This window comes from Flavobacterium hibisci, from assembly GCF_020026925.1.
GTDB lineage: Bacteria > Bacteroidota > Bacteroidia > Flavobacteriales > Flavobacteriaceae > Flavobacterium > Flavobacterium hibisci.
In genome coordinates this window covers 132,253-158,659 of record NZ_JAIQDW010000008.1, presented here as the reverse complement: position 1 = coordinate 158,659, position 26,407 = coordinate 132,253, and the positions used below count along the sequence as shown (strand labels likewise).

Genomic DNA, 26,407 nt, shown 5'->3' with positions numbered 1-26,407 from the left:
ATTTTTTTTATCATTAAATTTTAACTGTTTGTAGATGAACCGTCTTACATTCATCTGAATAAACATGAATTTCATAACCATCCCAAAGATTTCTAGACCAAGATAACTTATTTACTGAGATAAAATAATTGTACCATTTTCTTTCTCCTAAAATTTTAAGGTTAAGTTTATTAGTTCCTACAGCTTTTAATATTTTATTTTCTATTATCATACCATTAATTTGAGAATTCAAAAAACAAATGTTTTAAAACCTTTTGAGAATGTTTTGTCTCAAATATTTTATGATTATCAATAAACTTACTTTTATGTAGGATCATTTCAGAGTCATTTTTACATGAACTAATTTTAGCATTTACTTTGTCAATGATATTTTCTAATGAACCATTTACAATGTAGCCCAGCATACAACCATTTTTTTCTTTAAAATGTCCTGTCAGAAATCTATCAATACCTTTAGTAATATATTCTTTCTGTTGTTGAGAAGCATTTACTTTGCTTCCGTTTGATTTATTCCATTGTGAAGAAGAAATATTTTTTGCTTCAATGATATAATTTAACCTTATTTCGTTTGACCAAACATTATGAAATCTAATATCAATTGGATTTGCTTCGTCTGCTGACTTAAAACCATTATCAATTTCATCATCCTCTAATTCTTCTTCTTTTGTAATAATCATTTTATATTTTAAAGCAACATCACACTTGTTCATTAAACTTACCAAATGGGAGGAAAAAGTTTTCTCTTCCCAATCTTTAGAGTATCTTTTTTCAAAAATTGAAGTTTCATAAGACTTAATCAAAACTCTTAAACACTTCAATTCAAAACTTGAATTGATCGCATGTATTATGAAATTACTTTTAGCCATTTCCGTTAGCTATTTCAACTAATAAAGATTTACAATCTTCCATAGCAGCAGTTTGACTCCAAAAACGCCTTTGATTTGGCTTTATGATGTAAACATCATCCCCATCATAATAGTTTAGTTTTTTTCTAAAATATAAATTTTGACTTTCCTCTTCCCAAAGTTTTTTATCTAATATTTTTAACTCTTTATATATATCTTCTTTTGATTCAAAAATAGGTTTATATTCATTTCCAAATGATATTTTAACCATGTATAATGGGCAATTTCTGTTGATATCATAAATTGTTGCAGAGGCCTTTAAATTAACATCATCAAGCCATTCGTTTAGCTCTTTCGTTACTCTTTTAGTGTAAATACTAATATCATTAACAGGCAAAACAGCTCTAGAGCTTTCTTGTTTTTCAAATAAATCTAAACTAAAGTCTAAAGTATCTTTAATTATAATTTGTTCGTCTTCTGTTAATTTTAAAACATTGTTATAAATGATTTGATCTATTTCTTTCTCTAATTGAAGAACATCAGTTTTTGAGCCATTCTCTTCATCAGATTTTTTAATTGAAATAATTTTATCAATTTTCGAAGAAAGTTTCTTTGTAATTAATTTTTCAAAAAATAAATAAGGCAAAAAAAGGAATTCATTTGACATTATTTGTTCTCTTTCAATCCCCCATGAAGATGAAACTAAAAATAAAAAATACGTAGAAAATCTAGAATTGATTAATGCTAAAATTGCTTTTTTATCAATTTCAGAAATATTATTTATAATATAAGCACCACTCATACAGTAAGCTTGGTGAGTTATTAATGATGCTGTAATTAATTTATCCTTTTGTCCTTTTTTAATAGCTACATATGGAGGAGTAAACAATTTAGAATCAATATTTCTGTAATATTTAATATTGGGCTTAACTGCATTCAATGGTGTGTAATATTTCCCGATATTACTTGTTTTAACAATATTATCAGGAATAAAATCTTGCTTTTGAATATCACCATTTAGTCCTGTTTTATAATCAACATCATTTTCTTCAAAAAATTCATTTAAACTAATATATTTTTTTTCTAATTTTTCAATCAATTCAAAATCAAAAAAACTGCCCCACATAGCAATTTTCCAAATTTTACTATCTGGTTTTTTACATTCAATTCTTGGTAAATATTTTTCATCTGATTCATCAATAACAATACCTTCTAAAACATCATTTTTAATATATGTTTTAGGAGCATAATATGTAATCGTTTCTTTTGGATTTTCAGGAGTTTCTTTTTTATAAAAAACAATACTTATAGGTCCTACAGCAGAGCCAAATAATTGTCCGCCATATTCTTCTGATATTTTTCTTAAAATTGAAAAGTTATAAATTTTCTCTACATAATTTTTGTTAAACAACCAATCTCTAAAATTTTGATAGGTCCCACCTGTATTAGTCAAAACTTTTGTGTTGAATATTAAGGCAATTTCCCCTTTGGGAGCAAGTAAAATTGACTTGTGGAGAAATGGTAAAACCATTTCTTTTGGAAATTTTTCTTTATTACAATATTTTCTAATATTTTTTTGATTTCCTTCAACATCTTTCTCTTCTGAAACAAGTTCTCCAAAAGGAGGATTTCCAACAATTAAATCAAAGTTTTTTAATTTTTCAATTTCAAAATTTGAAATGGTATCTAATCTAAAAAGATTATAGCCTGAATTTTGTATTGTTTTATCTTCAGGATCATTTATTAAATAAGGGAATTTTATAACACCATTCCACCAACTTGTTTTGGGATCTAAATTATCCAGTAACGCTAAATACAAACTAAAAGATGCTACTTTTATAGATTTCGAATCAATTTCAATTCCAAAAATATTAGATTTTAAAATATCAATCAAAACATCAAAATCATTTTAGCTTTAAGTTATTTTTATTTTCATAGCGTTTTACTAATCTTTTAAAACTTTGTACCAAAAAAATTCCCGAACCGCAACTTGGATCGAGGGTTTTTACATTGTAATTTGTTTCGCCATTTTTGGTAGATAATTTTTCATTAAGAATTAATTCAACCAATGACGGCGGTGTATAGAAAGTACCTGAATCCTTTTTACCTTTCTGATCTAATTCAGATAAAAAGTTTTCATAAATCTCACTTAATAACTCAATTCGAATAATACTAAAGTCAAATAATCTCCAATTTTCATAAAGTTCTAATTGCTTACTATTACTATAGCCATTTGTAAAACATTTTTTTATCAGTTCCAAATGTTCGAAAGTAACGATCTCCTTTTCATTTTCTTCAACTGTAAAAAGACTTCCATTAAAGTCCTCCGCTAATTTTTTGAATAACTCATAAGTATGATTAGGATCATGGAGAATGTCAAAATAAGATTTTGCATCAAGGTTAAACTGTTCGTAAAAATCCTTGGAAGTTGCGCCTCTATCTTCTAAATACAAAAGAAACAAAGAACGCATAACCAATTTATGAATCAATTCCTTGTCTTTTAATCCAAGTTTTTCGAGTTCTTTGGAAACATTAACTAAACTTTGAATTAAATATTTATCTACTCTATTTTGAAGATTTATTTTTTTCTTTATCTCATTCGCTTCGACTGAAGACCAAATAAAACCAGTATCAATAGCAATCCTTGAAAAAAGATTATTTAATGTTATAAGCTTTGATTTATCTGTTTCATCACAAGAAAAAAGTTCAAGATTTTGAAGTTCTTTTTCGAAATTAATTTTTTCGTCATTTACACTATATCCAAATGGTTTTTCAGAACAATTATAAATTCTGATTTCAGTTTTAGTATAAACATAAAGGAATAATACTTTCTGAAAATTCCAACAAATATGCTGAATTTCAGAAATCAATTTTAATGTTTGTAAATCAAAAGACTCTACTTCTTTTAAGAAAAGAGCGGGCTGTCCCTCATTTTCATAAACTTCAATAATTCCATGTTTTTCAATATCAAATATATCAATATCAATTTCCTTGCTATCTTTTGCAAAGTCATTAAAATCGAGTTGTTGAAAAATGGAATTTGACATTATTTGGGTTTTAAACAAAAATATGATTTAAAAAAAATATTTCCGTATATATACGGAAAAATATATCAAGAATGATATGAACAAAAAAATCTCGTTTACAGAAATAAACGAGATTTTTAAAAATATATTTTTAGAATGTATTACAACTCCAATGCTCTTTTAGCATCTCCGTTCATCAATAATTCTACCGGATTTTCTAAAGCTTCTTTAACAGCAACTAAGAATCCAACTGACTCACGTCCGTCGATGATTCTGTGGTCGTAAGAAAGCGCTACGTACATCATTGGGTGAATTTCAACTTTACCGTTTACAGCGATTGGACGCTCGATAATGTTGTGCATTCCTAAGATTCCTGACTGAGGAGGGTTGATGATTGGCGTAGACAACATAGAACCAAAGACACCACCGTTCGTGATTGTAAAAGTTCCACCTGTCATATCGTCAACTGTAATTTGACCGTCACGGGCTCTTAAAGCCAATCTTTTGATTTCTGCTTCGATTCCACGGAAAGTTAAAAGTTCTGCGTTACGAACAACAGGAACCATTAATCCTTTTGGCCCGGAAACAGCAATAGAAATATCACAGAAATCGTAGTTGATTTTGTAATCACCATCCATCATTGAGTTAACATCCGGATATAATTGTAACGCTCTTGTAACTGCTTTTGTAAAGAATGACATAAAACCTAAACCAAGACCTCCATGCTTAGCCTTGAATGCATCTTTGTATTCATTACGAATTTTGTTGATTGGTGTCATGTTTACTTCGTTGAAAGTAGTAAGCATAGCTGTTTCATTTTTAGCTGAAACTAATCTTTCTGCTACTTTACGACGTAACATCGATAATTTTACACGCTCAGTTCCACGGCTTCCACCAGTTGGAGTTCCCATAGAAGGTACTGCATTTACAGCATCATCTTTAGTAATTCTTCCGCCTTTTCCAGTTCCTGTTACAGTTGCTGGAGCAATATTTTTCTCGTCTAATATTTTTCTTGCTGCCGGAGATGGAGTTCCTGCTGCATAGCTTGTTGTCGCCGGAGCCTGAACTGGCTCCACTTTTGTTGCCTCAGCTTTTACTTCTGCTTTTGGCGCTTCAGCCTTAGGAGCTTCAGCTGCTGGTGCAGCTGCAGAACCAGATGGTTTTGCTGCATCAGTATCGATTAAACAAACTACAGCGCCTACTGCTACTGTATCACCTTCTTCCGCTTTTAGTGTAATTACACCGCTCATTTCAGCAGGCAATTCAAGAGTAGCTTTGTCTGAATCAACTTCAGCAATCGCCTGATCTTTTTCTACATAATCTCCGTCTTTTACTAACCAAGTTGCAATTTCAACTTCTTTTATTGATTCCCCTGGTGATGGGACTTTCATTTCTAAAATCATCTTTGTTTTTGTTTAAGGTTTTTATGGTTTCACGTTTCACATTTCAGGTTGTTAAACTTTGAAATCTGAAACTTGAAACCTGAAACATTTTTTGTTATCTAAATAAGTTTTTATCGAATACCATTCTGATTGCATCTGCATGACGGCGTTTTGCACGTGTGTAGCTTCCTGCAGCCGGAGCAGAATATGCTTTTAATGAAGCTAATCTCCATTTTACAAGGTCAAAGTTCATTAACATAAAGCTGTAAGCTCCCATGTTTTTAGGCTCTTCCTGTGCCCAAACGTAATCATCTGCTTTTGGATATTTTGCAATGATTTCTTTGATTTGTTCAACAGGGAAAGGGAATAATTGCTCTATACGAACCACTGCAACGTCATTTCTTCCGTTGTTTTCTCTTTCTGCAACAATATCGTAATAGAATTTACCTGTACAGAAAACTAAAGTTTTAACTTTCTTTTTATCTACTGTATTGTCATCAATAGTTTCCTGGAAGCTTCCATTCGCTAATTCATCTACTGAAGACACACATCTTGGATCACGCAATAAACTTTTTGGAGAGAATACTACTAAAGGTTTACGGAAATTCGTTTTCATTTGTCTTCTTAACAGGTGGAAGAAGTTAGCTGGCGTTGTACAATCAGCAACATACATATTGTGTCTTGCGCAAAGCTGTAAATAACGCTCCATTCTTGCTGAAGAGTGCTCAGCTCCTTGTCCTTCATATCCGTGAGGCAATAATAAAACAATACCGTTTTGGTTGTTCCACTTATCTTCACCACAAGAAATGTACTGGTCAATCATAATTTGTGCTCCATTAGAGAAATCTCCAAATTGTGCTTCCCAGATTGTTAAAGATTTCGGGTTTGCCAAAGCATAACCGTAATCAAATCCTAAAACTCCGTATTCTGATAAAAGCGAATTGAATACACCAAAGTTTCCTTTTTTGTTTTCGATGCTGTTCAATAAAATTACTTCTTCTTCAGAATCTTCAACTTTAACTACAGCATGACGGTGAGAGAAGGTACCACGCTCCACATCCTGACCTGAAATTCTGACATCAAATCCTTCTGTTAAAAGAGAACCGTAAGCTAAAGCCTCTGCTGTTCCCCAGTCAAGTGTATTATTATCATACCCAACTTTTCTATCAGATACAATTTTATTGATTTTGTTAATAAATTTTTTATCAGAAGGTAAAGTAGAAATGGTATTGACAATAGAATCCAGTCCTTCTTTAGGGAAAGTAGTATCCACTTTTTTCAGCATTACATCATCAGAAACCTGCTGGAAACCTTTCCATTCATTTTGCATGAACGGAGTAATAATTGTCAATGCTTTTTTACGGGATGCTTCTAAGTTTTGTTCCAGATCAGCTTTGTATTCTTTCTCAATTGTGTTTACATAATTAGCATCAATAACTCTTTCTGATAAAAGCTTTTCAGCATAAATATCTCTTGGGTTTTGATGTTTTGCAATGATTTTATATAAAACCGGCTGTGTAAAACGAGGCTCATCACCTTCATTATGACCGTATTTTCTGTATCCTAATAAATCGATAAATACGTCACGTCCAAATTCCATTCTGTAATCTAATGCAAATGATACTGCGTGAACAACAGCCTCAGCATCATCAGCATTTACGTGCAATACAGGCGAAAGTGTTACTTTGGCAACGTCTGTACAATAAGTAGAAGAACGTGCATCTAAATAGTTTGTCGTAAATCCAACCTGATTATTGATTACGATATGAATGGTACCTCCGGTTTTGTAACCGTCTAATTGTGCCATCTGAATGATTTCATACAGTAAACCCTGACCTGCAATTGCAGCATCACCGTGAACAGCGATTGGTAATACTTTTGAGAAATCATCAGCATAATATTTATCTTGTTTTGCTCTCGTGATTCCTTCAATAACAGCTCCAACCGTTTCTAAGTGTGAAGGGTTTGGTGCCAAATTGATATTGATGCTTTTTCCTGATCTTGTTTTTTTGTCGGCAGTAAGACCTAAGTGGTATTTTACGTCACCGTCAAAATATTCCTGATCGTAATCTTTACCGTCGAATTCGCTAAAGATATCCTGAGTAGATTTTCCGAAGATATTTGCCAAAACGTTCAAACGACCACGGTGTGCCATTCCCATTACGAATTGCTCTACTCCTTTTTCAGCCGCTTTTTCAATCAAAGCGTCCAAAGCAGGGATAATCGTTTCACCACCTTCTAATGAAAATCGTTTTTGACCAACATATTTAGTATGCAAAAAGTTCTCGAAAGAAACGGCTTCATTTAATTTATTAAGGATCGTTTGTTTTTCCTCTGTTGAGAAATTAGGCTGATTGTTGTTCACACCTAATTTATCCTGAATCCATTTTACAACACCAGGATTTCTGATGTACATATATTCAACACCAATATGCTGACAGTAAATTGCTTTAAGACGGGTAATGATATCCTGCAGAGAGCAAGGAGCAACACCAATAACCTTTGCAGCGTCAAAAACGGTAGAAAGATCAGCAGTTGTTAGTCCGAAGTTTTCAATATCCAAAGTTGGCGATGAAGTTCTGCGATCACGAACCGGATTTGTTTTAGTAAACAAATGACCACGTGTACGGTAGCCATCAATTAATTTTAAAACGTTAAATTCTTTTTGTAATTTTTCAGAAACTTTACTGTAATCTGTGTTGTCGTTAGTCGTTACATACTCAACGATTGTTTGCACAGGATTTTCATCATTATAAGTTGTTTGTCCAAAGTCAAAGCCCTGAAAAAAACTTCTCCAGCTTGGCTCAACGCTGTCTGGGTTTACTAAATATTGATCGTATAATTGTGCAAAAAACTCGGTATGCGCTGCATTTAAAAATGAAAACCTATCCATAATATTTGAGTGAATATACTTTTTGTTATATAGAATGGCAAAAGTACAACAAACGATATTATTTAAATGATTTTTTTACGTACTTTTACGTAAAAATTTGTTAAAAATAGCGCAAACTATGAAGAATATTCATCTTTCAATCGTTTTCAAATCATTTTTTGTGATTTTGATTAGCCTATTTTCAAATCTTATAATTGCACAGGAAGAAAATAATGTAATCGATAACAATCAGCAGTTTTGGAATAAAGTACAATTTGGTGGCGGACTAGGTATTGGATTTGGTTCAGGATATACAGATATTTCTGTAATGCCAAGTGCCATTTACAACATTAACGAAATTGTAGCTGTTGGTGCCGGACTCCAGTTTGGTTATCTTTCTTCTAAAAATTACTACAGTTCCTATGTCTATGGAGGCAGCATTATAGGTTTAGTAAATCCAATTCCTGAAGTTCAGCTCTCTGCCGAACTGGAACAGGTTCGCGTAAATACAGATTATAAGGCGACTAATATGAATACGGCTTTTTCTGATAATTACTGGAATACGGCTTTGTTTTTAGGAGCCGGATACAGAAGCGGAAGTGTCACTATAGGTGGTCGTTATGATGTTTTATTTAACAGCAAAAGAAGCCTTTACGGATCTGCGTTTATGCCTTTTGTGAGGGTTTATTTTTAAGTTTCTGAGTTGTTAATTAAATCATCATCATGATTAAAATAAATTATAAAATTCAATTTGTACTTTTTGCCATTTGCTTATTCTTTATTGGTTTAGGTATGTTTGAAACGTTAGATCAAGGATTAAAAGCAGGCATTGATCTTTTTTGGCAAATTTCTCACTTTGTTCCATTTGTTATGGGAGCAATTATTTTTGGTGCTAACATATTCACTAAACGTATTGAAAAGTTCAGATAGGTAAATTATTAATTATCTAAAAATCCATTTTTACTTGATAAAAATGGATTTTTTTTATCAATTGACTGAGAGATTCAGCACTAATAACAAAGTTTATGAACTGTAAATTGAAATACCCATATGTATACATTTTTATACGCTGACCCATATTTTTTTTACTAAGAACCTGAAAATTATAGCATTATGACAACTGAATAACCTATTTGTAAAAATTTCTAAACCAAACCTTCTGCCATTCTCTCTTCAATATTAAAAAAGAAACCTCTTCAGCAAGAACAACCAAATCTGATCCGTCGAGTTGTTTGATTTCGTTTTCCGGAACATCAATTATATAGAGCAGATTAAGATATTCAGCAAATTTGTACTGAATCATTCTGTAGATTTTTTCGTGAAGCTGGATTTTTAATTCCTCCGGAACAATACTTAGCGGAAAATCAATTCCTTCGTTTGCCAGATTAAAATCCTTATTGAGCTGTTCGATCAAGTTCAGGAATAAAGAATCTTTTTGAGCTTCTTCGAATAACAAATCGGTATTTAATGGCGAAACGTACATAGGTTTTTCAATTTCAAAATTCAATGGCAATGGCAAAAATCAATGGGAATCTCAAAGATCAATTTCAATAGCAATCCCAAAAATCAATTCAATAACAATCAATATTGGGATTTTATAGTTTTTAATTTCCAATAATCTACAATCTTAGATAAGAGGACATCTCCGCCCGCATAGAAAAATACAGCTCCCATTGGCGGATTAGCCGCCGGAATTAATCCGAAGGTTTTTGGTACCCATTTCCAGCATTGAAAATATGTTCCGCCTAGCTCAATAAATATAACACAAAGGGCGATAAAATAATATAAATTCTGCCATTTTTTTCGCTTTAAAATCAAAAAGAAAAAAACTCCAAAGATCAATGAGAAAAGATCTTTAAGAAATATTCCAACGGCTAAAAACAGTAACGCAAATCCAACTGCAAAATATTTTCGAAGAAGATTATCGTTTTTGAGCGCCCATTGTGTATGAGCAAAAACATAACCTGAAGCATAAACAATGGCGTGGCCGAAAGGAACATATAATGGAATGACCGTTGTTCTGTAATGATACATCCCAAGTAAAGTGCAAAAAATCAGTTCTCCTATATAAGACAAAAAGACCATCACAAACATGAGTTTCTTTAAATAAGAACCGGAAACCCCAAAAAAGAAAGAAAAATAAAGTATGGCTAAAATATTTGTAATTTGTCGCCCGTCAAAATAATTTTCTTTAAATGCAATACTGTCAATTCCTAAAGCAAAAAGGGTAAAAAAAGGAAAACATGCCGCAAAAAACAGCTGCATTTTCGCATTACTATTTCTGTCGGTAAAAAATTTATTTATTAAGGCATCCATCATTTGAATATTAAACCTTTCTGCCCATTAAATTTTCGCCGAAAGTCTTCAGGATCTTTTTCTTTTCTGCGCTGAGATCCATTTTTTCAAGTGTTTCAAAAGCTTTAAAAGTGTACATTTCTATCGCTTTTTGAGTAGCTTCGGATGCACCCGATTCGTTAAAAACCGCTTTGGCCTTTTCTATTTTATCAGTGTTGTCCTCCAATTGCAAAGTGAATAACCTCTGCAATTCTGCCGTTTTTTCAGGAGCAGAAAACTCTATTGCTTTTAAGTACAAATAGGTTTTTTTGTTTTCGATAATATCTCCTCCTACTTGTTTTCCAAAAGTTTCAGGATCTCCAAAGGCATCTAAATAATCATCCTGCAGCTGAAAGGCCAATCCTAAGTTAAGTCCAAAATCATAAATCAAATCGGCTTCTTTTCCAGAAGTTTTGGCTACAATTGCTCCCATTTTCATTGCAGCCGCAACCAAAACAGCTGTTTTATACTCAATCATTTTTAGATATTCAGGAATAGTAACATCTGAGCGTGATTCAAAATCTACATCCCATTGCTGGCCTTCACAAACTTCCAGCGCCGTTTTACTGAAAAGCTTTGCTAAATCCCTGAAAACTTCCGCTTCGTATTGCTCAAAGTATTGATACGCAAGGATAAGCATGGCATCTCCGGATAGAATTCCTGTATTAAGATTCCATTTTTCATGCACTGTTTCTTTTCCTCTTCGCAAAGGTGCATCATCCATAATATCATCATGAACCAAAGAGAAGTTATGAAAAACTTCTACCGCCATTGCAGCCGGAAGTGCTGTTTTATAATCGGCATCAAAAACTTCTGCTGCCATTAAAGTGAGTACCGGACGCATCCGTTTGCCTCCAAGCCCCAAAATATATTCAATAGGTTCATATAGGTTTTTAGGCTCTTTGCTAATGTTTTGGTTTTTTAGATAATTAATAAAAAAATCCTGGTACTGGCTAATATGGTGCATAAAAATGAAAATCTGATTAACGAGTTCAAAGATACAATTCAAATGTGAAACTATGGTCTAAAATTTAATTGCTCAAAAGGATTTTAATCTGATGTTTTCATAGTCATTTCAATCTCTTAAAATTATTTAAAAAACATGGAAACTTTTTTGGTGTTTTGAGTTTCCTTTCTATATTTGCACACGGAAACTTAAGACACTAAAAAAGTTTCCAAAAGAATTTAAGCTAAATATAAACTCAACAAAATTAAAAATGTATGAGAACAACATGGACCGTAGATTCTAGCCAGTCAGATGTTTTAATAAAAATGAGGCATTCGATAATCGCTTATTTGGGAGGAAACGCAAACAAGTTTGATGGCTATGTAAATATCGAGGATAATGAAATTGAAGATGCTTCTGTTGAATTTTCTTTAGACATAAATAACAAGAATGACAGTTTTCAACAAATTGATTCACACTTACAGTTAAATGATTTTTTTAACGTGAATGAGCATCCGATTATTAGTTTCAAATCGACCTCTTTTCAAAAAGTAAATAATAATATCAATTTTTTTAAAGGTGATTTAACCATAAAAGATGTGACCAAAGTAGTCGAGCTTGATGCAGAGTTTATTGGTGTCAATACTTATAATGGGGAGAAAAAAGTAGCTTTTGAAATTAAAGGAGATATTAAACGCCAGGATTTTGGTTTAGACTATAATTCCAACAACCTCAACGGAGGATTAGCGTTAGGAAAAGACATCAAACTTATTGCAAACTTAGAATTCAGCATATAAATCTTACGAAATGAATAAGGGAATGTAAAATAATTACGAATATATTGGACAGTTTTTTCTTAACTTTAGTTTCCTGAATATATTTGTAATGAAAGAGAAAATTAATAATGAAAGAGAAAATCATATCAAAAGCAAGTGAGCTATTTTTAAAACTAGGTTTTAAAAGTGTCACAATGGATGATATCGCAGGTGAAATGTGCATTTCAAAAAAAACGATTTACAAATACTTTTGTAATAAAGAGATTTTAATAGAAGAAAGCACAACTTTAGTTCATAAACAGGTACATGAAATCATTGATACGATTGTAGCTAAAAACAATAATGCAATTCAGGAGAATTTTGAAATCCGTGAAATGTTTTGCGAAATGTTTACAAACAGTTTGGATTCGTCTCCCATTTATCAGCTTAAAAAACATTATCCTGAAATTTACCATAAAGTTATGACTCAGGAAATAGAACAATGCAGCCAATGGTTTAGAGAAAATATTGAAAAAGGAATTCGTCAAAACTTATACAGGGCAGACCTGAATATTGATGTATATGTACGGTTTTATTACACTTTAATTTTTTACATTAATGAAACAACAGTATCAGACAAAGAAGCGCAAAAATTAGAATTAGAGGCCTTAGAATATCACACCAGAGCAATGTCAACCCCATTAGGAATTGCAGAATTAGAAAAACAACTTAAAAAAATTATTACTTAATCATCAATCTATATGAAAAGAATCATTCTAATATTTTTGTGCACTGTTGGCCTCTCCGCCAATGCACAAGTCAAGACACTAACCTTAAAAGAGGCTCTTACCTACGCTCTTCAAAATAAAGCAGAAGCTAAGAAATCTAAATTGCAGGTTGAAAACAGTGAATATAAAATTCAGGAAATACGGTCAAGAGCATTACCGCAAATTTCCGCAAATGGTAATTTAACGTATAACCCCGTACTTCAGACAACCGTTATTGACGGAGCAGCTTTTAACGCACCGGGAACCACAATTCAGGCAGCTTTTGGACAAAAATGGACTTCGACTGCCGGAATATCATTAACTCAGGCCATTTTTGATCAGTCTGTTTTTACAGGATTAAAAGCGGCGAGATCTACCCGTGAATTTTATCAGATAAATGATCAGCTGACAGAAGAACAGGTGATTGAAAGAGTAGCCAACAATTATTATACTGTTTATGTTCAACGAGAAAGACTGGCTTTATTAGACAGCACTTATGCAAATACAACAAAAGTTCGTGACATTGTAAAAGGACAGTTTGATAATGGTTTAGCAAAAAAAATTGATTTAGACCGTATTGTTGTAAAATTATCAAATATTGATACCGAACGTCAACAAGTTAAAAATCAGGTTGCGTTACAGGAAAATGCTTTAAAGTTTTACATGGGAATGCCTATTGAAACCCAAATTGAAATTCCTTTAGAAGAGTTTCAGGCTACATCTGCAGCATTGACTGAAAATCCTAATGTAGAAAACAGAACAGAATACCTGCTGTTAAAAAAACAAGAGGAACTGTTATCATATAATAAAAAAGCAGTCGAAGCAGGATATTACCCTACACTTTCACTAACTGCAGGTTACAACTATATTGGTCAGGGACCAGAGCTACCATGGTTTGCAAAACCAAAAGACGGAGTTTATTGGTCTGACTTCTCTTCGATTGGACTGAATTTACGCATCCCAATTTTTACCGGTTTTGGAACCCGTGCAAAAGTAAGACAGGCAGATATTGAAATCAGATCACTTCAGGAAGATATGAAAGACACTAAACTTTCTCTTGACCTTGATTATAAAAATGCCATGACGCAAATCAACAACAATCTTGTTACCATTGAGAACCAAAAAGAAAATATGCGCCTTGCCAGTGAAATTTTAAGCAATACCAAAAACAATTACTTGCAGGGATTAGCATCATTGACCGACTTACTGGATGCTGAAAACGCAAATCAGGAAGCTCAAAACAATTATAGCACAGCAGTTTTAAATTATAAAATTGCCGAGATATCACTAATCAAATCAAAAGGCGAACTAAAAACTCTTATTAAATAACTAATTACAATGAAGAAAATAATTATAACAATCGTAATCATAGCCGCAGCTTTTGCCGGGATTAGCTACCTTTTAAATAAAAATAAAACCGAAAATGAGGCTAAAACTGCTATTGTGGCACAAAAAAATGCTGCTGTTTCTGTAAAAGTAGCAACAGTTAAAACAGAAGATGTAAATCTGGGTTTTACGGCCAACGGAAACTTTGAGCCTATTCAGGAATTGACTTTCTCTGCTGAAAAGTCCGGAAAAGTAATCCGTGTTTTAGTAAAAGAAGGTGACTATGTAAGAGTTGGCCAGACTTTACTAACTATGAGAGGCGATGCGATTAATGTGAGTGCACAACAGGCTCAGGCAGTTTACCAAAATGCAAAATCTGATTACAGCAGATATGAAAATGCTTTTAAAACAGGTGGTGTTACAAAACAACAATTAGATCAGGCAAAATTGGCTTTAACAAATGCTGAATCTAATTTAAAACAAGCAAATATTAATGTTGGTGACACAAAAGTAAAAGCACCAATCAACGGATTCATCAATAAAAAATATATTGAACCGGGATCTATCTTAAGTGGTATGCCTGCAACTGCATTATTTGATATTGTAAATACATCCAAATTAAAACTGACTGTTACTGTAAATGAAAGTCAGGTTGCAAGTTTAAAATTAGGAAACACAGTTAACATTACCGCAAGTGTTTATCCTGACAAAAATTTCTCCGGAAAAATTACTTTCATTGCTTCAAAAGCTGATGCTTCTTTAAACTTTCCTGTTGAAATCGAAATTACAAATAATTCAAATAACGATTTAAAAGCGGGTATGTACGGGACAGCAAATTTTGGTGGTAACAACCAAAAACAAAACCTGAAAATTGTTCCAAGAAATGCTTTCGTAGGAAGTGTAAGCAGCAACCAAATATTTGTGGTTGAAAACAATGTTGCCAAATTGAAAAAAGTCGTAGCCGGCAGAATCTTAGGTGATAAAGTTGAAATTATCGATGGATTAAATGATGGGGAAACCGTAATAGTAACGGGACAAATTAACTTACAAGACGGAAATACAGTAGAAATTATTAAATAATTGATTGTAAAATCAATAAACAGCATATATGAAATTAGCCGAAATATCCATAAAACGTCCGTCGTTAGTAATTGTATTGTTTACAATTCTGATTTTAGGTGGATTGTTCAGCTACAGCCAGTTAGGTTATGAGCTGATCCCGAAATTTGAAACCAACGTTATTACGGTTTCTACTGTATATCCTGGAGCTTCGCCAAGTGAGGTCGAAAATACAGTAACAAAAAAGATTGAAGATGCGATTGCGTCATTAGAAAATATCAAGAAAATTGATTCGAAATCTTATGAGTCACTTTCTGTAGTATCGATTACATTACTTTCTACTGCTAACGTAGATATTTCGATGAACGATGCACAGCGTAAAATCAATGCGATTTTAAGTGATCTTCCAGATGATGCCGATCCGCCGTCTTTGACTAAATTCTCTTTGAGTGATTTACCAATTATGACGCTTGGTGCGAATGGTAAAATGGACGAAGCTGCTTTTTACGATTTGATCGATAAAAAGATTGCACCCGTTTTATCCCGTGTACAAGGTGTTGCCCAGGTAAACATTATTGGTGGACAAGAACGTGAAATTCAGGTAAACCTTGATGCTGTAAAAATGCAGGGTTACGGACTTTCTGTTCCTCAGGTTCAGCAGACTATTTTGACTTCTAACCTGGATTTCCCAACAGGAAACATTCAAACTAGAAATCAAAAAATCTTAATCCGTTTAGCGGGTAAATATAAAAACGTTGAGGAGCTAAGAAACTTAGTAGTTTCTTCTCAAAACGGAATCCAGGTTCGTTTAGGCGATATTGCTGACGTTCAGGATACACAAAAAATTGCGGAGAAAATTGCGCGTGTAGATCAAAAAAGTGCCATTGTACTTCAAATTGTAAAACAATCAGATGCCAATGCCGTAGCAGTAAGCGAGCAGTTGGTTAAAACGATTAAGACATTAGAACAAGATTATAAAAAATCCAGTTTAAAACTTGATATTGCAAAGGATAGTACCATATTTACACTTGAAGCAGCAGACTCTGTTGTACACGATTTATTAATTGCGGTTATTCTGGTTGCATTCGTAATGTTGTTCTTCTTACATAGTATTAGAAACTCGTTGATCGTAATGGTTTCTATTCCTGCCTCTTTGATTGCAACATTTATTGGTATTTATTTATTAGGTTACACGCTTAACTTAATGTCTTTACTTGGTTTATCTCTTGTAGTTGGTATTCTCGTGGATGATGCGATTGTGGTATTAGAAAATATTTATCGACATATGGAGATGGGTAAAAGCCGGATTCGTGCGTCATACGATGGTACTGCAGAAATTGGCGGTACAGTAACTTCGATTACATTAGTAATTGTGGTAGTATTCTTACCAATCGCAATGAGTACAGGTTTGGTATCAAACATTATTACTCAATTCTGTGTTACGGTAATTATATCTACAATGTTCTCATTATTGGCTTCATTTACCATTATTCCGTGGTTGTCTTCTCGATTTGGAAAACTGGAGCATATTGAAGGTAAAAACCTTTTCGGAAGAATCATCCTTGGATTTGAAAATTACTTAACCCGTTTTACTAACTGGGTTTCAAATTTATTGAACTGGTGTTTAGATCACTACTTTAAAACAATCGGAATTGTCTTAGTCCTGTTTTTCGGATCTATCTTCTGGTTAATGGGAGGCGGTTACATCGGAGGAGAATTCTTCGCATCATCTGATAGTGGTGAGTTCTTAGTACAAATCGAGATGCCAAAAGATGCTTCGTTAGAGCAGACTAACTTTATGACGCAAAAAGCAGAAGCTTTCTTAAAAGGAGAGAAATATGTTTTCAGCCAGATTACAACAGTAGGACAAACCAGTGAAGGTTTAGGCGCAGCGCAGGCAACAGCTTACAAAGCAGAGATCGATGTTAAAATGATCGAACAAAAAGATCGTACGGACGATGCTAACGTTTATGCAGCTAAAACAAAACGTAAACTTGAAAAAATATTAGTTGGAGCAAAAGTAAAAACAGTTCCTGTTGGTATCTTAGGAACAGCTGAGGACGCAACTTTAGGTTTGATCGTAACAGGTCCAAACGTAGAAAGCGCTATGAAATTTGCTAAAATGGCAGAAGCTGAATTACGTACCATTCCAGGAACAACTGAGATCAAATTAACTGTTGAAGACGGAAATCCAGAGATCAACGTTCAGGTTGACAGAGATAAAATGGCTGCTTTAGGATTAACACTTCAAACGGTTGGTTTAACCATGCAGACAGCTTATAGTGGAAATACTGACGGTAAATTTAGAGCTGGAGAATACGAATACGACATCAATATCAAATACAATGAATTTGATAGAAAAAACATTACCGATGTTAGTAATTTGATTTTCATCAACAATGCAGGACAACAAATTAAATTAAACCAGTTTGCTACTATTACTGAAGGTTCAGGACCAAGTAAATTAGAGCGTAGAGATAAAACAGCTTCTGTAACCGTACAAGGTCAGAACGTTGGGGTACCGGCGGGAACAATCGTTACACAATGGCAGGAAAAACTAGACAAATTGCAAAAACCAACCGGAGTAAATTACATCTGGGGAGGTGACCAAGAGAACCAATCTGAAGGTTTTGGTACTTTAGGAATTGCATTATTGGCGGCTATTATTTTGGTTTACCTTGTAATGGTTGGTCTTTACGACAGTTTCGTTCACCCGTTTGTGGTATTGTTTGCAATTCCGCTTTCGTTTATCGGGGTTTTATTTGCACTGGCATTAACAAACAATACATTAAATATCTTTACCATTTTAGGGGTCATCATGTTGATTGGTCTGGTATGTAAGAATGCGATCATGCTTGTCGATTATACCAATCAGCGAAGAGCTGCAGGAGAATCGATTAGAAATGCACTGATTCAGGCAAACCACGCACGTTTACGTCCGATCCTGATGACAACAATTGCGATGGTATTTGGTATGTTCCCAATTGCATTAGCATCTGGGGCAGGAGCTGAGTGGAAAAACGGACTTGCCTGGGTAATTATCGGAGGATTAATTTCTTCGTTATTCTTAACCTTAATTGTAGTTCCCGTTATCTACCAGATCATGGAAGGTATTATGAGAAGATTATCTAAAGGAGATAAAATCGATTACGAAGCTGAAATGGTGGCAGATTATACACCAACTGAAGTAAGCGAAGACGGTTTTAACCCTAAACATACGCATTAATTAATTGTTGATTTGATTTAAACTTGAAAAACCTGTTCATTCATTTGAGCAGGTTTTTTGCATTTATATGCTTTTGTTTTTATTTTTTATTTGGAATAAATAAAAATAATTTGTTTTGTGTTACTTCAAAACTTAAATTTGCTGCATAAAATTTCAGATTATGGTAACAATAGCAAGTCTTATCGTTTTTTTAGCTTTTTACACCTTGTATTTTACTTCTAAAAGAGCTGCTTTATCCTATGATTTAGGTTTTGAAAAATGGATGCAGAAAAACCCAAAACAAACTAAAATTACCGGATTACTTTTGCTTACAACTGCCTACTTTTTTTGGCTATTTACAGCGTCTCTGTGTTGTGGAACCTTGCTTTTTTTTATTCAGTTAATGACAATAGGAAGTCTGATTGTGATATTAACTCCGCTAAAAAAAATAAGCCGGATAACATTACTGATTTTTTTCATAACTGCAATCTTACTAGAAATTTATTACGCTTAAACCATGCCTGCAAATCCTAAATACTTAACACAGTCAAAATGGCAACGGTTTGCTAAAATTACTGCCGCTATTCTGGGAGGTTATTTTGTTTCGGTTACTTTTCACCTCGCTTTAGCTTCCTGGTTCAATAGGGCAAATATCCTTATTACAATGGCTTTTAGTGGCTTTATTCTTTGGGTAGCACTGATGGTAGTTGCTTTTTTAGCCAAAAACGGATTGAAAATATGGATGGTTTACATACTCCTTTCACTCATTTTCTCTCTTTTAATATATCTGGGACAAACCTATAATACAACCGCACAATAACAGATGAGTAATCGTAATTATAATATTTATTTTCATACGCACACCGTTAGCGGAATCGTTATCAGCGTTGTTCTTTTTGTGATTTTCTTTGCCGGATCTTTTTCTTTCTTCAGGGACGAAATAATCAATTGGGAAAAAAATGAATCAGCTCCTATTTCACGGGAAATGGATTTAAACTATGATGCTGCCCTAAAAAAACTCGATAAAGAATATATTTTGCATGGACGAAATATTACCATTTCTAAACACAGTAAGGAAAGAAGGGTAAACATTTATGCAGAAGGAACCAAAGACACCCTGGCTCCTGCAAAACAAAAAGAAGCAAGTTTTTTTTATTTAGATACTGAAAACTATCAGACATCAACCTACGAAGAGTCCTATTCTCTTGGAGAATTTTTATATCGTTTGCATTTCCTCGCACAGATTCCATATCCTTTAGGATATTATCTCTCCGGTTTTATTGCACTGTTCTTCTTATTCGCAATAGTAACAGGCGTTTTATTACACTGGAAAAAAATTGTCTCGAATTTTTATGTTTTCCGCCCTAAAGAAAAGCTTAAAACATTATGGACAGATGCCCACACAGCATTAGGAATGATCGGATTGCCTTTTCAGTTTGTCTATGCCGTGACGGGAGCATTTTTTATGATCAAGCTTTTAATCGTTGCGCCGGCTGTAATGGCTCTTTATAAAGGAGATCAGGACAAATTATATAAAGAACTGGAGTACAAAGATCCTGAATTTAAGTTTGATAATAAAAAATTGGTGGCACCTTTTAGCATCAATAAATTAGTTTCAAAAGCGAAAAGCAACTGGAAGGATTTTGAAATTACTCACGTCATGATTCAGAATTATGGTGACACTAATATGCACCTTCTGGTTGAGGGTCATTTATTAAGCACCAAAAAATTTACCGGAATCGGAAAAATAATTTACCGTATTGCTGATGGAAAAGAAGTTGCAAGGAAAAATCCCGAAACAGAAAACTATTATTTAGATATTGTAAAAAATGTTTTATACCGCATACATTTTGGTGATTATGGTGGGTATGCCTTGAAAATAGTAAGCTTCATTTTAGGAATTATAACCTGCTTCGTGATTATTTCAGGCGTTATGATTTGGTTAATTGCGAGGGATAAAAAAAATATGCCTGAGAAGAAACGTCGTTTTAATGAAACTGTTGTACGTATTTATTTAGCTATTTGTTTAAGTATGTATCCCATTACGGCATTGGCTTTTATTGCATCTAAACTATTCTATCCTTTAACTCAGTCCCACTTATACAGCATTTATTTTATCGGATGGTTATTACTAGCAATCTTTTTTATTATTAAAAAGAATGATGCTTTTACTAACAAATTGTGCTTAATTTCAGGAAGTATTTTAGGTTTTTTGATTCCGCTTACAAATGGAATCATTACCGGAAACTGGTTTTGGAGTTCTTTCCTCCAAAACAAAATTCAGATTTTCTTTATTGATGTTTTCTGGATTATTTTAGCATCAATTACACTATATGTTGCTTTTTCATTAAAACCAAAAAAGAAGGAAATAGCAGAAATATAATAAAAAAAGGAGAAAATTGAATTCAATTTTCTCCTTTTTCAATTAACTAAAATTGTATTAATTGTTATGCGCAACAACTTTTTCTTCTAAATTCTTAACAGAATTAATTTTGCTGTTTGAATAATCTACCTGACAAATATTTTTGTCATTAAAATAAATCCATTTTCCGGTTTTTAATCCGTTTGTGTATTCTGCGATAGCTTTTTTATTTCCATTCTCGTCATAAGATACCCAGACACCATCTAATTTACCTTCTTTAAAAAACCCTTCCTGTTGTACTTTACCATTTTCATAATAATAAGTAGCTCTTACTTTGTTTCCAACAGCTTCTAATTCAGGTTTTGTTTCTTGTGCAACTAAAATTCCAGAGAACAATATTGCAACTAAAATTACACACTTTTTCATATCTTTAGGTTATTAATGTTATCAAATCTTTACCAAATATAATTAATTGTTTACATTAAAAAAACTTTTGCTTAACAATTTGGTAACATTAGATAAAAGCTTAACATTGGAAATCAGAAGAATATAAAAAAACCAACGCTGAAGCATTGGTTTTACTGGTATTTTTAAAAAATTGCTAAAATTACGATAACGTTGTAATTTGAAAGAATTACTTCAATAAAGCATCTAATTGTGTTTGTAATTCTGGCGATGAAGGCCTATCGGCATCAGGGTTTAAAATGTTTCCCTTTGGATCAATCAATATAAATCTTGGGATTCCGGTTACGCCATAACTTGTAACAAACTCAGATTCCCAATCTTTATCTGCAAATAACTGGATTCCGCCTAAATTTTTATCAGCTACAAATTTTTTCCATTTCTCATTGTCCTTTGCTTTGTCGATTGAGATACTCACAAATTCAATATTCTTGCCATGGTATTTCTCTTCTATTTTTTGTAAAAAAGGAATTTCAGCCCTGCATGGTCCGCACCAGGTTGCCCAAAGATCTATGTAAACATATTTCCCTTTTAAATCTGAAAGTTTTGTTTTTCCGCCTTTATAATTTTCATAATCAAAATCAGGTGAAGGCTTTCCTTTAAGCTTATTTGTTTGTGCATTGCTTTGATAAGCCTGGGCTGCATATTGATGAAATTGTGAGAACGCACTTTTTACAGCAGTCTGAAATTCTGCATCATATTTTCCTTTTTCAAGAGTTTCATTGTCCCACTTTTTCTTTGCTTCCAAAAATGCAGCAAATTCGGCTTCATCTTTAGTAAAAGCTTCATTTTGAAATTTCTCATTATTTAAAGAGTAAAGTGCCAGAAAATTGCTTTCATCAACACCTTTACCTTTATATACAATCGTTTCATCAAATTGTTTCGCATCCATCGTCAAGTTTATTTCTGAATTTGGTTTTAAGTACAAACTCGAAACTTCATGACCGTCAGAAAATTGATAAAACCCTTTTGGTGCTTCAAAAGTGGCTGCAAAAACACCCTTTTTATCAATTGGAATAATCTGCGTGAAATTATTTGCGCCACGAATAACTAAGGTATCGCTATTTCTATTCGCAATTTTAGCCGTAAATTTAATTTGATTCTTTGTTTGGGCATCAACGTTAAAAACGCTCAGCATAATCAAAGCAAAAAGAATAACTTTTCTCATAATTGACAATTTATTTAGATAGACCAAATCTAAAGAAATTATAGATGAGAAAATTAGGCATTAACAAAATATTTCAAATTAATCCACATCAGGTTATCACTTTACTATTTTAATTTGAATTTTGTGTTTACTTTTGCAGTCTAAATTTTGATCAATGTATAGAAGTCATAATTGTGGCGAATTAAATGCCTCAAATATTAATACCGAAGTTACACTTGCAGGCTGGGTTCAGAAATCACGTGATAAAGGATTCATGAATTGGGTTGATTTACGTGACCGTTACGGAATTACACAGCTTATTTTCGACGAAAGCCGTACGGATAAAACCGTTTTCGAATTAGCCAAAACGCTGGGAAGAGAATTTGTAATTCAGGTAAAAGGAACTGTTATCGAGCGTGAAGCAAAAAACAAAAATATTCCAACTGGTGAAATTGAAATTTTAGTTTCTGAATTAACGATTTTGAATTCTGCTTTAACACCTCCATTCACCATTGAAGATGAAACGGACGGTGGAGAAGATATACGAATGAAATATCGTTATTTGGATATCAGAAGGAATCCCGTAAAAAATAGTTTGTTGTTCCGTCACAAAGTGGCAATGGAAGTTCGTAAATATTTATCAGATTTGGATTTCTGCGAAGTTGAAACGCCTTACTTAATCAAATCGACTCCGGAAGGAGCAAGGGATTTCGTGGTACCAAGCCGTATGAACGAAGGTCAGTTTTATGCGTTGCCACAATCACCTCAAACTTTCAAACAACTTTTGATGGTGGGTGGAATGGATAAATATTTCCAGATTGTGAAATGTTTCCGTGACGAAGATTTACGTGCAGACCGTCAGCCTGAGTTTACACAAATCGATTGCGAAATGGCATTTGTGGAACAGGAAGATATTTTAAATATTTTTGAAGGCTTAACAAGACATTTACTAAAAGAAATTAAAGGTATTGAAGTAGATAAATTCCCAAGAATTACCTACGACTATGCCATGAAAACATACGGAAACGACAAACCCGACATTCGTTTCGGAATGAAATTTGGCGAATTAAACGAATTTGCACAACACAAAGAATTCCCTGTATTCAATGCGGCAGAATTGGTTGTCGGAATCGCTGTTCCCGGAGCTGGAAACTACACACGTAAAGAAATTGACGGTTTGATTGACTGGGTAAAACGTCCTCAGGTTGGTGCATCCGGAATGGTTTACGTGAAATGTAACGAAGACGGAACTTATAAATCGTCTGTAGATAAATTCTACGATCAGGAAGATTTAACAAACTGGGCAAAAGCAACAGAAGCAAAGGCCGGAGATATGATTTTTGTACTTTCTGGTCCTGCAGACAAAACACGTGCTCAATTATCTGCACTTCGTATGGAATTAGCAACTCGTTTAGGACTACGTAATCCTGAAGAATTTGCTCCATTATGGGTTGTAGATTTCCCATTATTGGAATTAGACGAAGAAAGCGGCCGTTACCACGCCATGCACCACCCTTTTACCTCTCCAAAACCTGAAGATATGGCTCTATTGGAAACAGAACCAGGAAAAGTTCGTGCAAACGCTTACGATATGGTTTTAAACGGAAACGAAATTGGTGGAGGATCCATTCGTATTCATGATAAAGCTACACAACAATTAATGTTCAAATATTTAGGGTTTACTGAAGAGGAAGCAAAAGCACAATTCGGATTCTTAATGGACGCCTTCCAGTTTGGAGCACCCCCACACGGAGGTTTAGCTTTTGGTTTAGACAGATTAGTTGCTATTTTAGGAGGTCAGGAAACAATTAGGGATTTTATTGCTTTCCCTAAAAACAACTCAGGTCGTGATGTAATGATCGATGCTCCGGCTGCAATTGATGATTCGCAACTCAAAGAATTACATATACAATTAAAATAAAACATTGCTAATAAACTAACCAAAACCAACCAAAATCATGAAACTAGTAAAATTTTTAAGCTTATTATCCTTTTTATATTTTACAAGTTGTTCCACAGATGAAAATAACAAGGAAACTGATAATGATTTGAAGAGCTATTCTACCGAATACATGGATTATTCAAATCTAATGGTTGGATCAATCGGTTCTGTTAAATTAGAATACGATTCGCAGAGAAGGATAATTAAAAAAAATGGAGGTTTTTCGCCACTTCCTGCTAGTCTTGGTAACGAAACTTATATTTTTTCACCTGATGTAACAGAAGCTATCGTTTACACTAACAATGAAATTAAAATAACTAGAAACATCCCAAACATTAATTTATTTTTTGAGAGAAAAATAGTCGTGGATAATCAAAACAGGATCATAAAAAAAATAATTTATAAGCAAGACCCTGAACTTAACGACAGTATATTTTACACTTACAACAATCTGAACCAAATTGATGAAACTATAAAATTATACGGCAAACCTAACTATTTATCAAAGTTTTCCCAAAAAGCAAAATACTATTATAATCCACAGCAAAATCTGGACAGTATTGTCACAGTTAATTTTGAGGAAGGGCAACAAGTTACAGGAGTTAGAATTGTGGAAAAATTTAGCAATTATGACAACGCAGCCAACCCACTAAAAAAATTAATACTTTTTGATGAAACGTATTACAGGGCAATCTCAAAAAACAACTATTCAAAATATGAGAAACTTTCTTATAGCAACGATAAACTAACTGAGAAAACGAACAAAAACTATCAGTACAGATATGATGCTTCAGGCAACATAATGTATGATTTTGAATGAGATTATTAATTTCAAAAAATAAATTACTTCATAGTTAAGATATAAAGAACAAAAAAGAGCAGCAATTAATTTTGTTGCTCTTTTTGATTACAAAAATTATGCAAATTTTTAAAAAGCTGATTTTTAATAAGTAGTCCGTTTATTACAATAAAACAACTATATAAATTGCTTTATTATTAATAAAAGAATCAAAATTCAGAAATATTCATATGAATTTTAATGTAATTAGCGTACAGAAATCACTGTAAATCAATAATTTTTAGAAAAATTTAACACGTACATGTCTTTTGTATTAGTTAATATGTTACATTTGCTTTATTATAAATTATTATTACAATTACAATGCGTACAGGTACAGTAAAATTTTTCAATGAGTCTAAAGGTTATGGATTCATTACAGACGAAGAAACAGGAAAAGACATCTTCGTTCACGCTTCAGGAATTAACGCGGAAGAATTACGCGAAGGTGACCGTGTAAGCTACGAAGAAGAAGAAGGAAGAAAAGGGAAAGTTGCTGCTAAAGTAGCAGTAATCTAAGAAAAATATAGCAATTTATTTTTTTTGCCTCTGAATGGTTAAACGTTTCGATTTATTTCGAAACGTTTTTTTTTGCATACTTGTTAAAAAAATGCAAAACTCTGACCTTTTATTTATAATCAATAAAAATTACATACAAACCATATTATGCACTATACTTAAATCATTTTTTAGTTTGTGATTTACAGAGTTGAAAGCTATCTTTGTGACTATTTTTTAAGTAAAAACCCTAAGTTTTATGCAATCTGATCAATACAGCTATCTTCCTATCTTAATGCAGCTTATACTAGCTGTTGGTTTTGTAGTGGGAACTATCATTATTTCCGGAAAATTAGGTCCAAGAAGAACCTCAGAAACTAAAGATAAAAACTTTGAATGCGGAATCGAATCAGTTGGTAATGCCCGTATTCCGTTTTCAGTAAAATATTTCCTTGTTGCCATTTTATTTGTTCTGTTTGACGTAGAGGTGATTTTCCTTTATCCTTGGGCAGTAAACTTTAAAGAATTAGGAATTGAGGGAATGCTGAAAATGATTGTTTTCATGGCTTTGCTTTTAGTTGGCTTTTTCTATATCATAAAAAAGAGAGCTTTAGACTGGGAATAACTAACATTGATTCTAA

25 protein-coding genes are annotated in these 26,407 nt (G+C 33.1%); 14 read left to right on the top strand and 11 right to left on the bottom strand.

Annotation, left to right across the window (positions count from 1 at the left end):
* Positions 1-13: 13 nt before the first annotated feature.
* The 6 genes from K8B81_RS10420 to K8B81_RS10395 all read right to left on the bottom strand — a co-directional run bounded on the left by K8B81_RS10420 (position 14) and on the right by K8B81_RS10395 (position 8,146).
* The gene (locus tag K8B81_RS10420) at positions 14-232 is read right to left on the bottom strand and encodes a hypothetical protein (RefSeq protein ID WP_223681364.1); all 219 of its coding nucleotides are present in this window, start codon (positions 230-232) and stop codon (positions 14-16) included.
* Positions 216-866, bottom strand: a complete 651-nt coding sequence (locus K8B81_RS10415) for a hypothetical protein (protein ID WP_223681363.1) — start codon at positions 864-866, stop codon at positions 216-218. Before K8B81_RS10415 ends, K8B81_RS10420 begins: the two co-directional genes overlap by 17 nt.
* Positions 859-2,739 carry an Eco57I restriction-modification methylase domain-containing protein gene (locus K8B81_RS10410; protein ID WP_223681361.1) on the bottom strand — a complete coding sequence of 627 codons (1,881 nt, stop codon included), beginning with the start codon at positions 2,737-2,739 and terminating at the stop codon, positions 859-861. Before K8B81_RS10410 ends, K8B81_RS10415 begins: the two co-directional genes overlap by 8 nt.
* 10 nt (positions 2,740-2,749) lie before the next feature.
* A complete protein-coding gene (locus K8B81_RS10405) occupies positions 2,750-3,892 on the bottom strand; it encodes an N-6 DNA methylase (RefSeq protein WP_223681359.1) in 1,143 nt (380 codons plus the stop codon).
* Between the two features lie 140 nt (positions 3,893-4,032).
* On the bottom strand, positions 4,033-5,274 hold the full coding sequence (gene odhB / locus K8B81_RS10400; protein WP_223681357.1) for a 2-oxoglutarate dehydrogenase complex dihydrolipoyllysine-residue succinyltransferase: 1,242 nt from the start codon (positions 5,272-5,274) through the stop codon (positions 4,033-4,035).
* Positions 5,275-5,368: 94 nt separating this feature from the next.
* Entirely contained in the window at positions 5,369-8,146 is a 2,778-nt protein-coding gene (locus K8B81_RS10395) for a 2-oxoglutarate dehydrogenase E1 component (RefSeq protein ID WP_223681355.1), read from the bottom strand.
* 118 nt (positions 8,147-8,264) lie between these two features.
* Here K8B81_RS10395 and K8B81_RS10390 point away from each other — a divergent pair, with 118 nt between their 5' ends.
* Positions 8,265-8,819 (top strand): hypothetical protein, encoded by a 555-nt coding sequence (locus K8B81_RS10390; protein WP_025571475.1) that lies wholly within the window; start codon positions 8,265-8,267, stop codon positions 8,817-8,819.
* Positions 8,820-8,848: 29 nt separating this feature from the next.
* Positions 8,849-9,055: a hypothetical protein gene (locus K8B81_RS10385; RefSeq protein WP_223681354.1), complete on the top strand. Its 207-nt coding sequence runs from the start codon at positions 8,849-8,851 to the stop codon at positions 9,053-9,055.
* Between the two features lie 199 nt (positions 9,056-9,254).
* Here the strand turns inward: K8B81_RS10385 and K8B81_RS10380 are convergent, their stop codons facing one another.
* From K8B81_RS10380 to K8B81_RS10370, 3 genes are all read right to left on the bottom strand, one after another.
* The gene (locus K8B81_RS10380; protein ID WP_223681353.1) at positions 9,255-9,608 is read right to left on the bottom strand and encodes a hypothetical protein; all 354 of its coding nucleotides are present in this window, start codon (positions 9,606-9,608) and stop codon (positions 9,255-9,257) included.
* A gap of 98 nt (positions 9,609-9,706) precedes the next feature.
* On the bottom strand, positions 9,707-10,441 hold the full coding sequence (locus K8B81_RS10375) for a hypothetical protein (protein WP_223681352.1): 735 nt from the start codon (positions 10,439-10,441) through the stop codon (positions 9,707-9,709).
* Positions 10,442-10,451: 10 nt separating this feature from the next.
* The gene (locus tag K8B81_RS10370) at positions 10,452-11,426 is read right to left on the bottom strand and encodes a polyprenyl synthetase family protein (RefSeq protein ID WP_223681351.1); all 975 of its coding nucleotides are present in this window, start codon (positions 11,424-11,426) and stop codon (positions 10,452-10,454) included.
* 254 nt (positions 11,427-11,680) lie between these two features.
* On the opposite strand from K8B81_RS10370, the gene K8B81_RS10365 reads away from it, so the two are divergent.
* The 8 genes from K8B81_RS10365 (at position 11,681) to K8B81_RS10330 (ending at position 20,900) form a co-directional block, all read left to right on the top strand.
* Positions 11,681-12,202: a YceI family protein gene (locus K8B81_RS10365; RefSeq protein WP_223681350.1), complete on the top strand. Its 522-nt coding sequence runs from the start codon at positions 11,681-11,683 to the stop codon at positions 12,200-12,202.
* A gap of 107 nt (positions 12,203-12,309) precedes the next feature.
* On the top strand, positions 12,310-12,909 hold the full coding sequence (locus K8B81_RS10360; protein WP_223681349.1) for a TetR/AcrR family transcriptional regulator: 600 nt from the start codon (positions 12,310-12,312) through the stop codon (positions 12,907-12,909).
* Between the two features lie 12 nt (positions 12,910-12,921).
* Complete coding sequence (locus tag K8B81_RS10355; RefSeq protein ID WP_223681348.1) at positions 12,922-14,256, top strand: TolC family protein; 1,335 nt, start codon at positions 12,922-12,924, stop codon at positions 14,254-14,256.
* Positions 14,257-14,265: 9 nt separating this feature from the next.
* Positions 14,266-15,333, top strand: a complete 1,068-nt coding sequence (locus tag K8B81_RS10350) for an efflux RND transporter periplasmic adaptor subunit (protein ID WP_223681347.1) — start codon at positions 14,266-14,268, stop codon at positions 15,331-15,333.
* 28 nt (positions 15,334-15,361) lie between these two features.
* A complete protein-coding gene (locus K8B81_RS10345) occupies positions 15,362-18,538 on the top strand; it encodes an efflux RND transporter permease subunit (protein ID WP_223681346.1) in 3,177 nt (1,058 codons plus the stop codon).
* 160 nt (positions 18,539-18,698) lie between these two features.
* Positions 18,699-19,031, top strand: coding sequence for a hypothetical protein (locus K8B81_RS10340; RefSeq protein ID WP_223681345.1), 333 nt, complete (start codon positions 18,699-18,701; stop codon positions 19,029-19,031).
* A gap of 3 nt (positions 19,032-19,034) precedes the next feature.
* Positions 19,035-19,337 (top strand): hypothetical protein, encoded by a 303-nt coding sequence (locus K8B81_RS10335; protein ID WP_223681344.1) that lies wholly within the window; start codon positions 19,035-19,037, stop codon positions 19,335-19,337.
* 3 nt (positions 19,338-19,340) lie between these two features.
* The gene (locus tag K8B81_RS10330; protein WP_223681343.1) at positions 19,341-20,900 is read left to right on the top strand and encodes a PepSY-associated TM helix domain-containing protein; all 1,560 of its coding nucleotides are present in this window, start codon (positions 19,341-19,343) and stop codon (positions 20,898-20,900) included.
* 57 nt (positions 20,901-20,957) lie between these two features.
* Here K8B81_RS10330 and K8B81_RS10325 read toward each other — a convergent pair whose 3' ends face one another.
* Positions 20,958-21,305, bottom strand: coding sequence for a toxin-antitoxin system YwqK family antitoxin (locus tag K8B81_RS10325; protein ID WP_223681342.1), 348 nt, complete (start codon positions 21,303-21,305; stop codon positions 20,958-20,960).
* A 208-nt stretch (positions 21,306-21,513) separates the two neighbouring features.
* Complete coding sequence (locus K8B81_RS10320) at positions 21,514-22,509, bottom strand: TlpA family protein disulfide reductase (protein ID WP_223681341.1); 996 nt, start codon at positions 22,507-22,509, stop codon at positions 21,514-21,516.
* A 154-nt stretch (positions 22,510-22,663) separates the two neighbouring features.
* On the opposite strand from K8B81_RS10320, the gene aspS reads away from it, so the two are divergent.
* The 4 genes from aspS to K8B81_RS10300 all read left to right on the top strand — a co-directional run bounded on the left by aspS (position 22,664) and on the right by K8B81_RS10300 (position 26,391).
* A complete protein-coding gene (gene aspS, locus K8B81_RS10315) occupies positions 22,664-24,409 on the top strand; it encodes an aspartate--tRNA ligase (RefSeq protein WP_223681340.1) in 1,746 nt (581 codons plus the stop codon).
* Between the two features lie 37 nt (positions 24,410-24,446).
* Complete coding sequence (locus K8B81_RS10310) at positions 24,447-25,250, top strand: hypothetical protein (protein WP_223681339.1); 804 nt, start codon at positions 24,447-24,449, stop codon at positions 25,248-25,250.
* A 342-nt stretch (positions 25,251-25,592) separates the two neighbouring features.
* Positions 25,593-25,787 carry a cold-shock protein gene (locus tag K8B81_RS10305; protein WP_007137066.1) on the top strand — a complete coding sequence of 65 codons (195 nt, stop codon included), beginning with the start codon at positions 25,593-25,595 and terminating at the stop codon, positions 25,785-25,787.
* A gap of 238 nt (positions 25,788-26,025) precedes the next feature.
* On the top strand, positions 26,026-26,391 hold the full coding sequence (locus K8B81_RS10300; protein ID WP_223681338.1) for an NADH-quinone oxidoreductase subunit A: 366 nt from the start codon (positions 26,026-26,028) through the stop codon (positions 26,389-26,391).
* Positions 26,392-26,407: the final 16 nt, after the last annotated feature.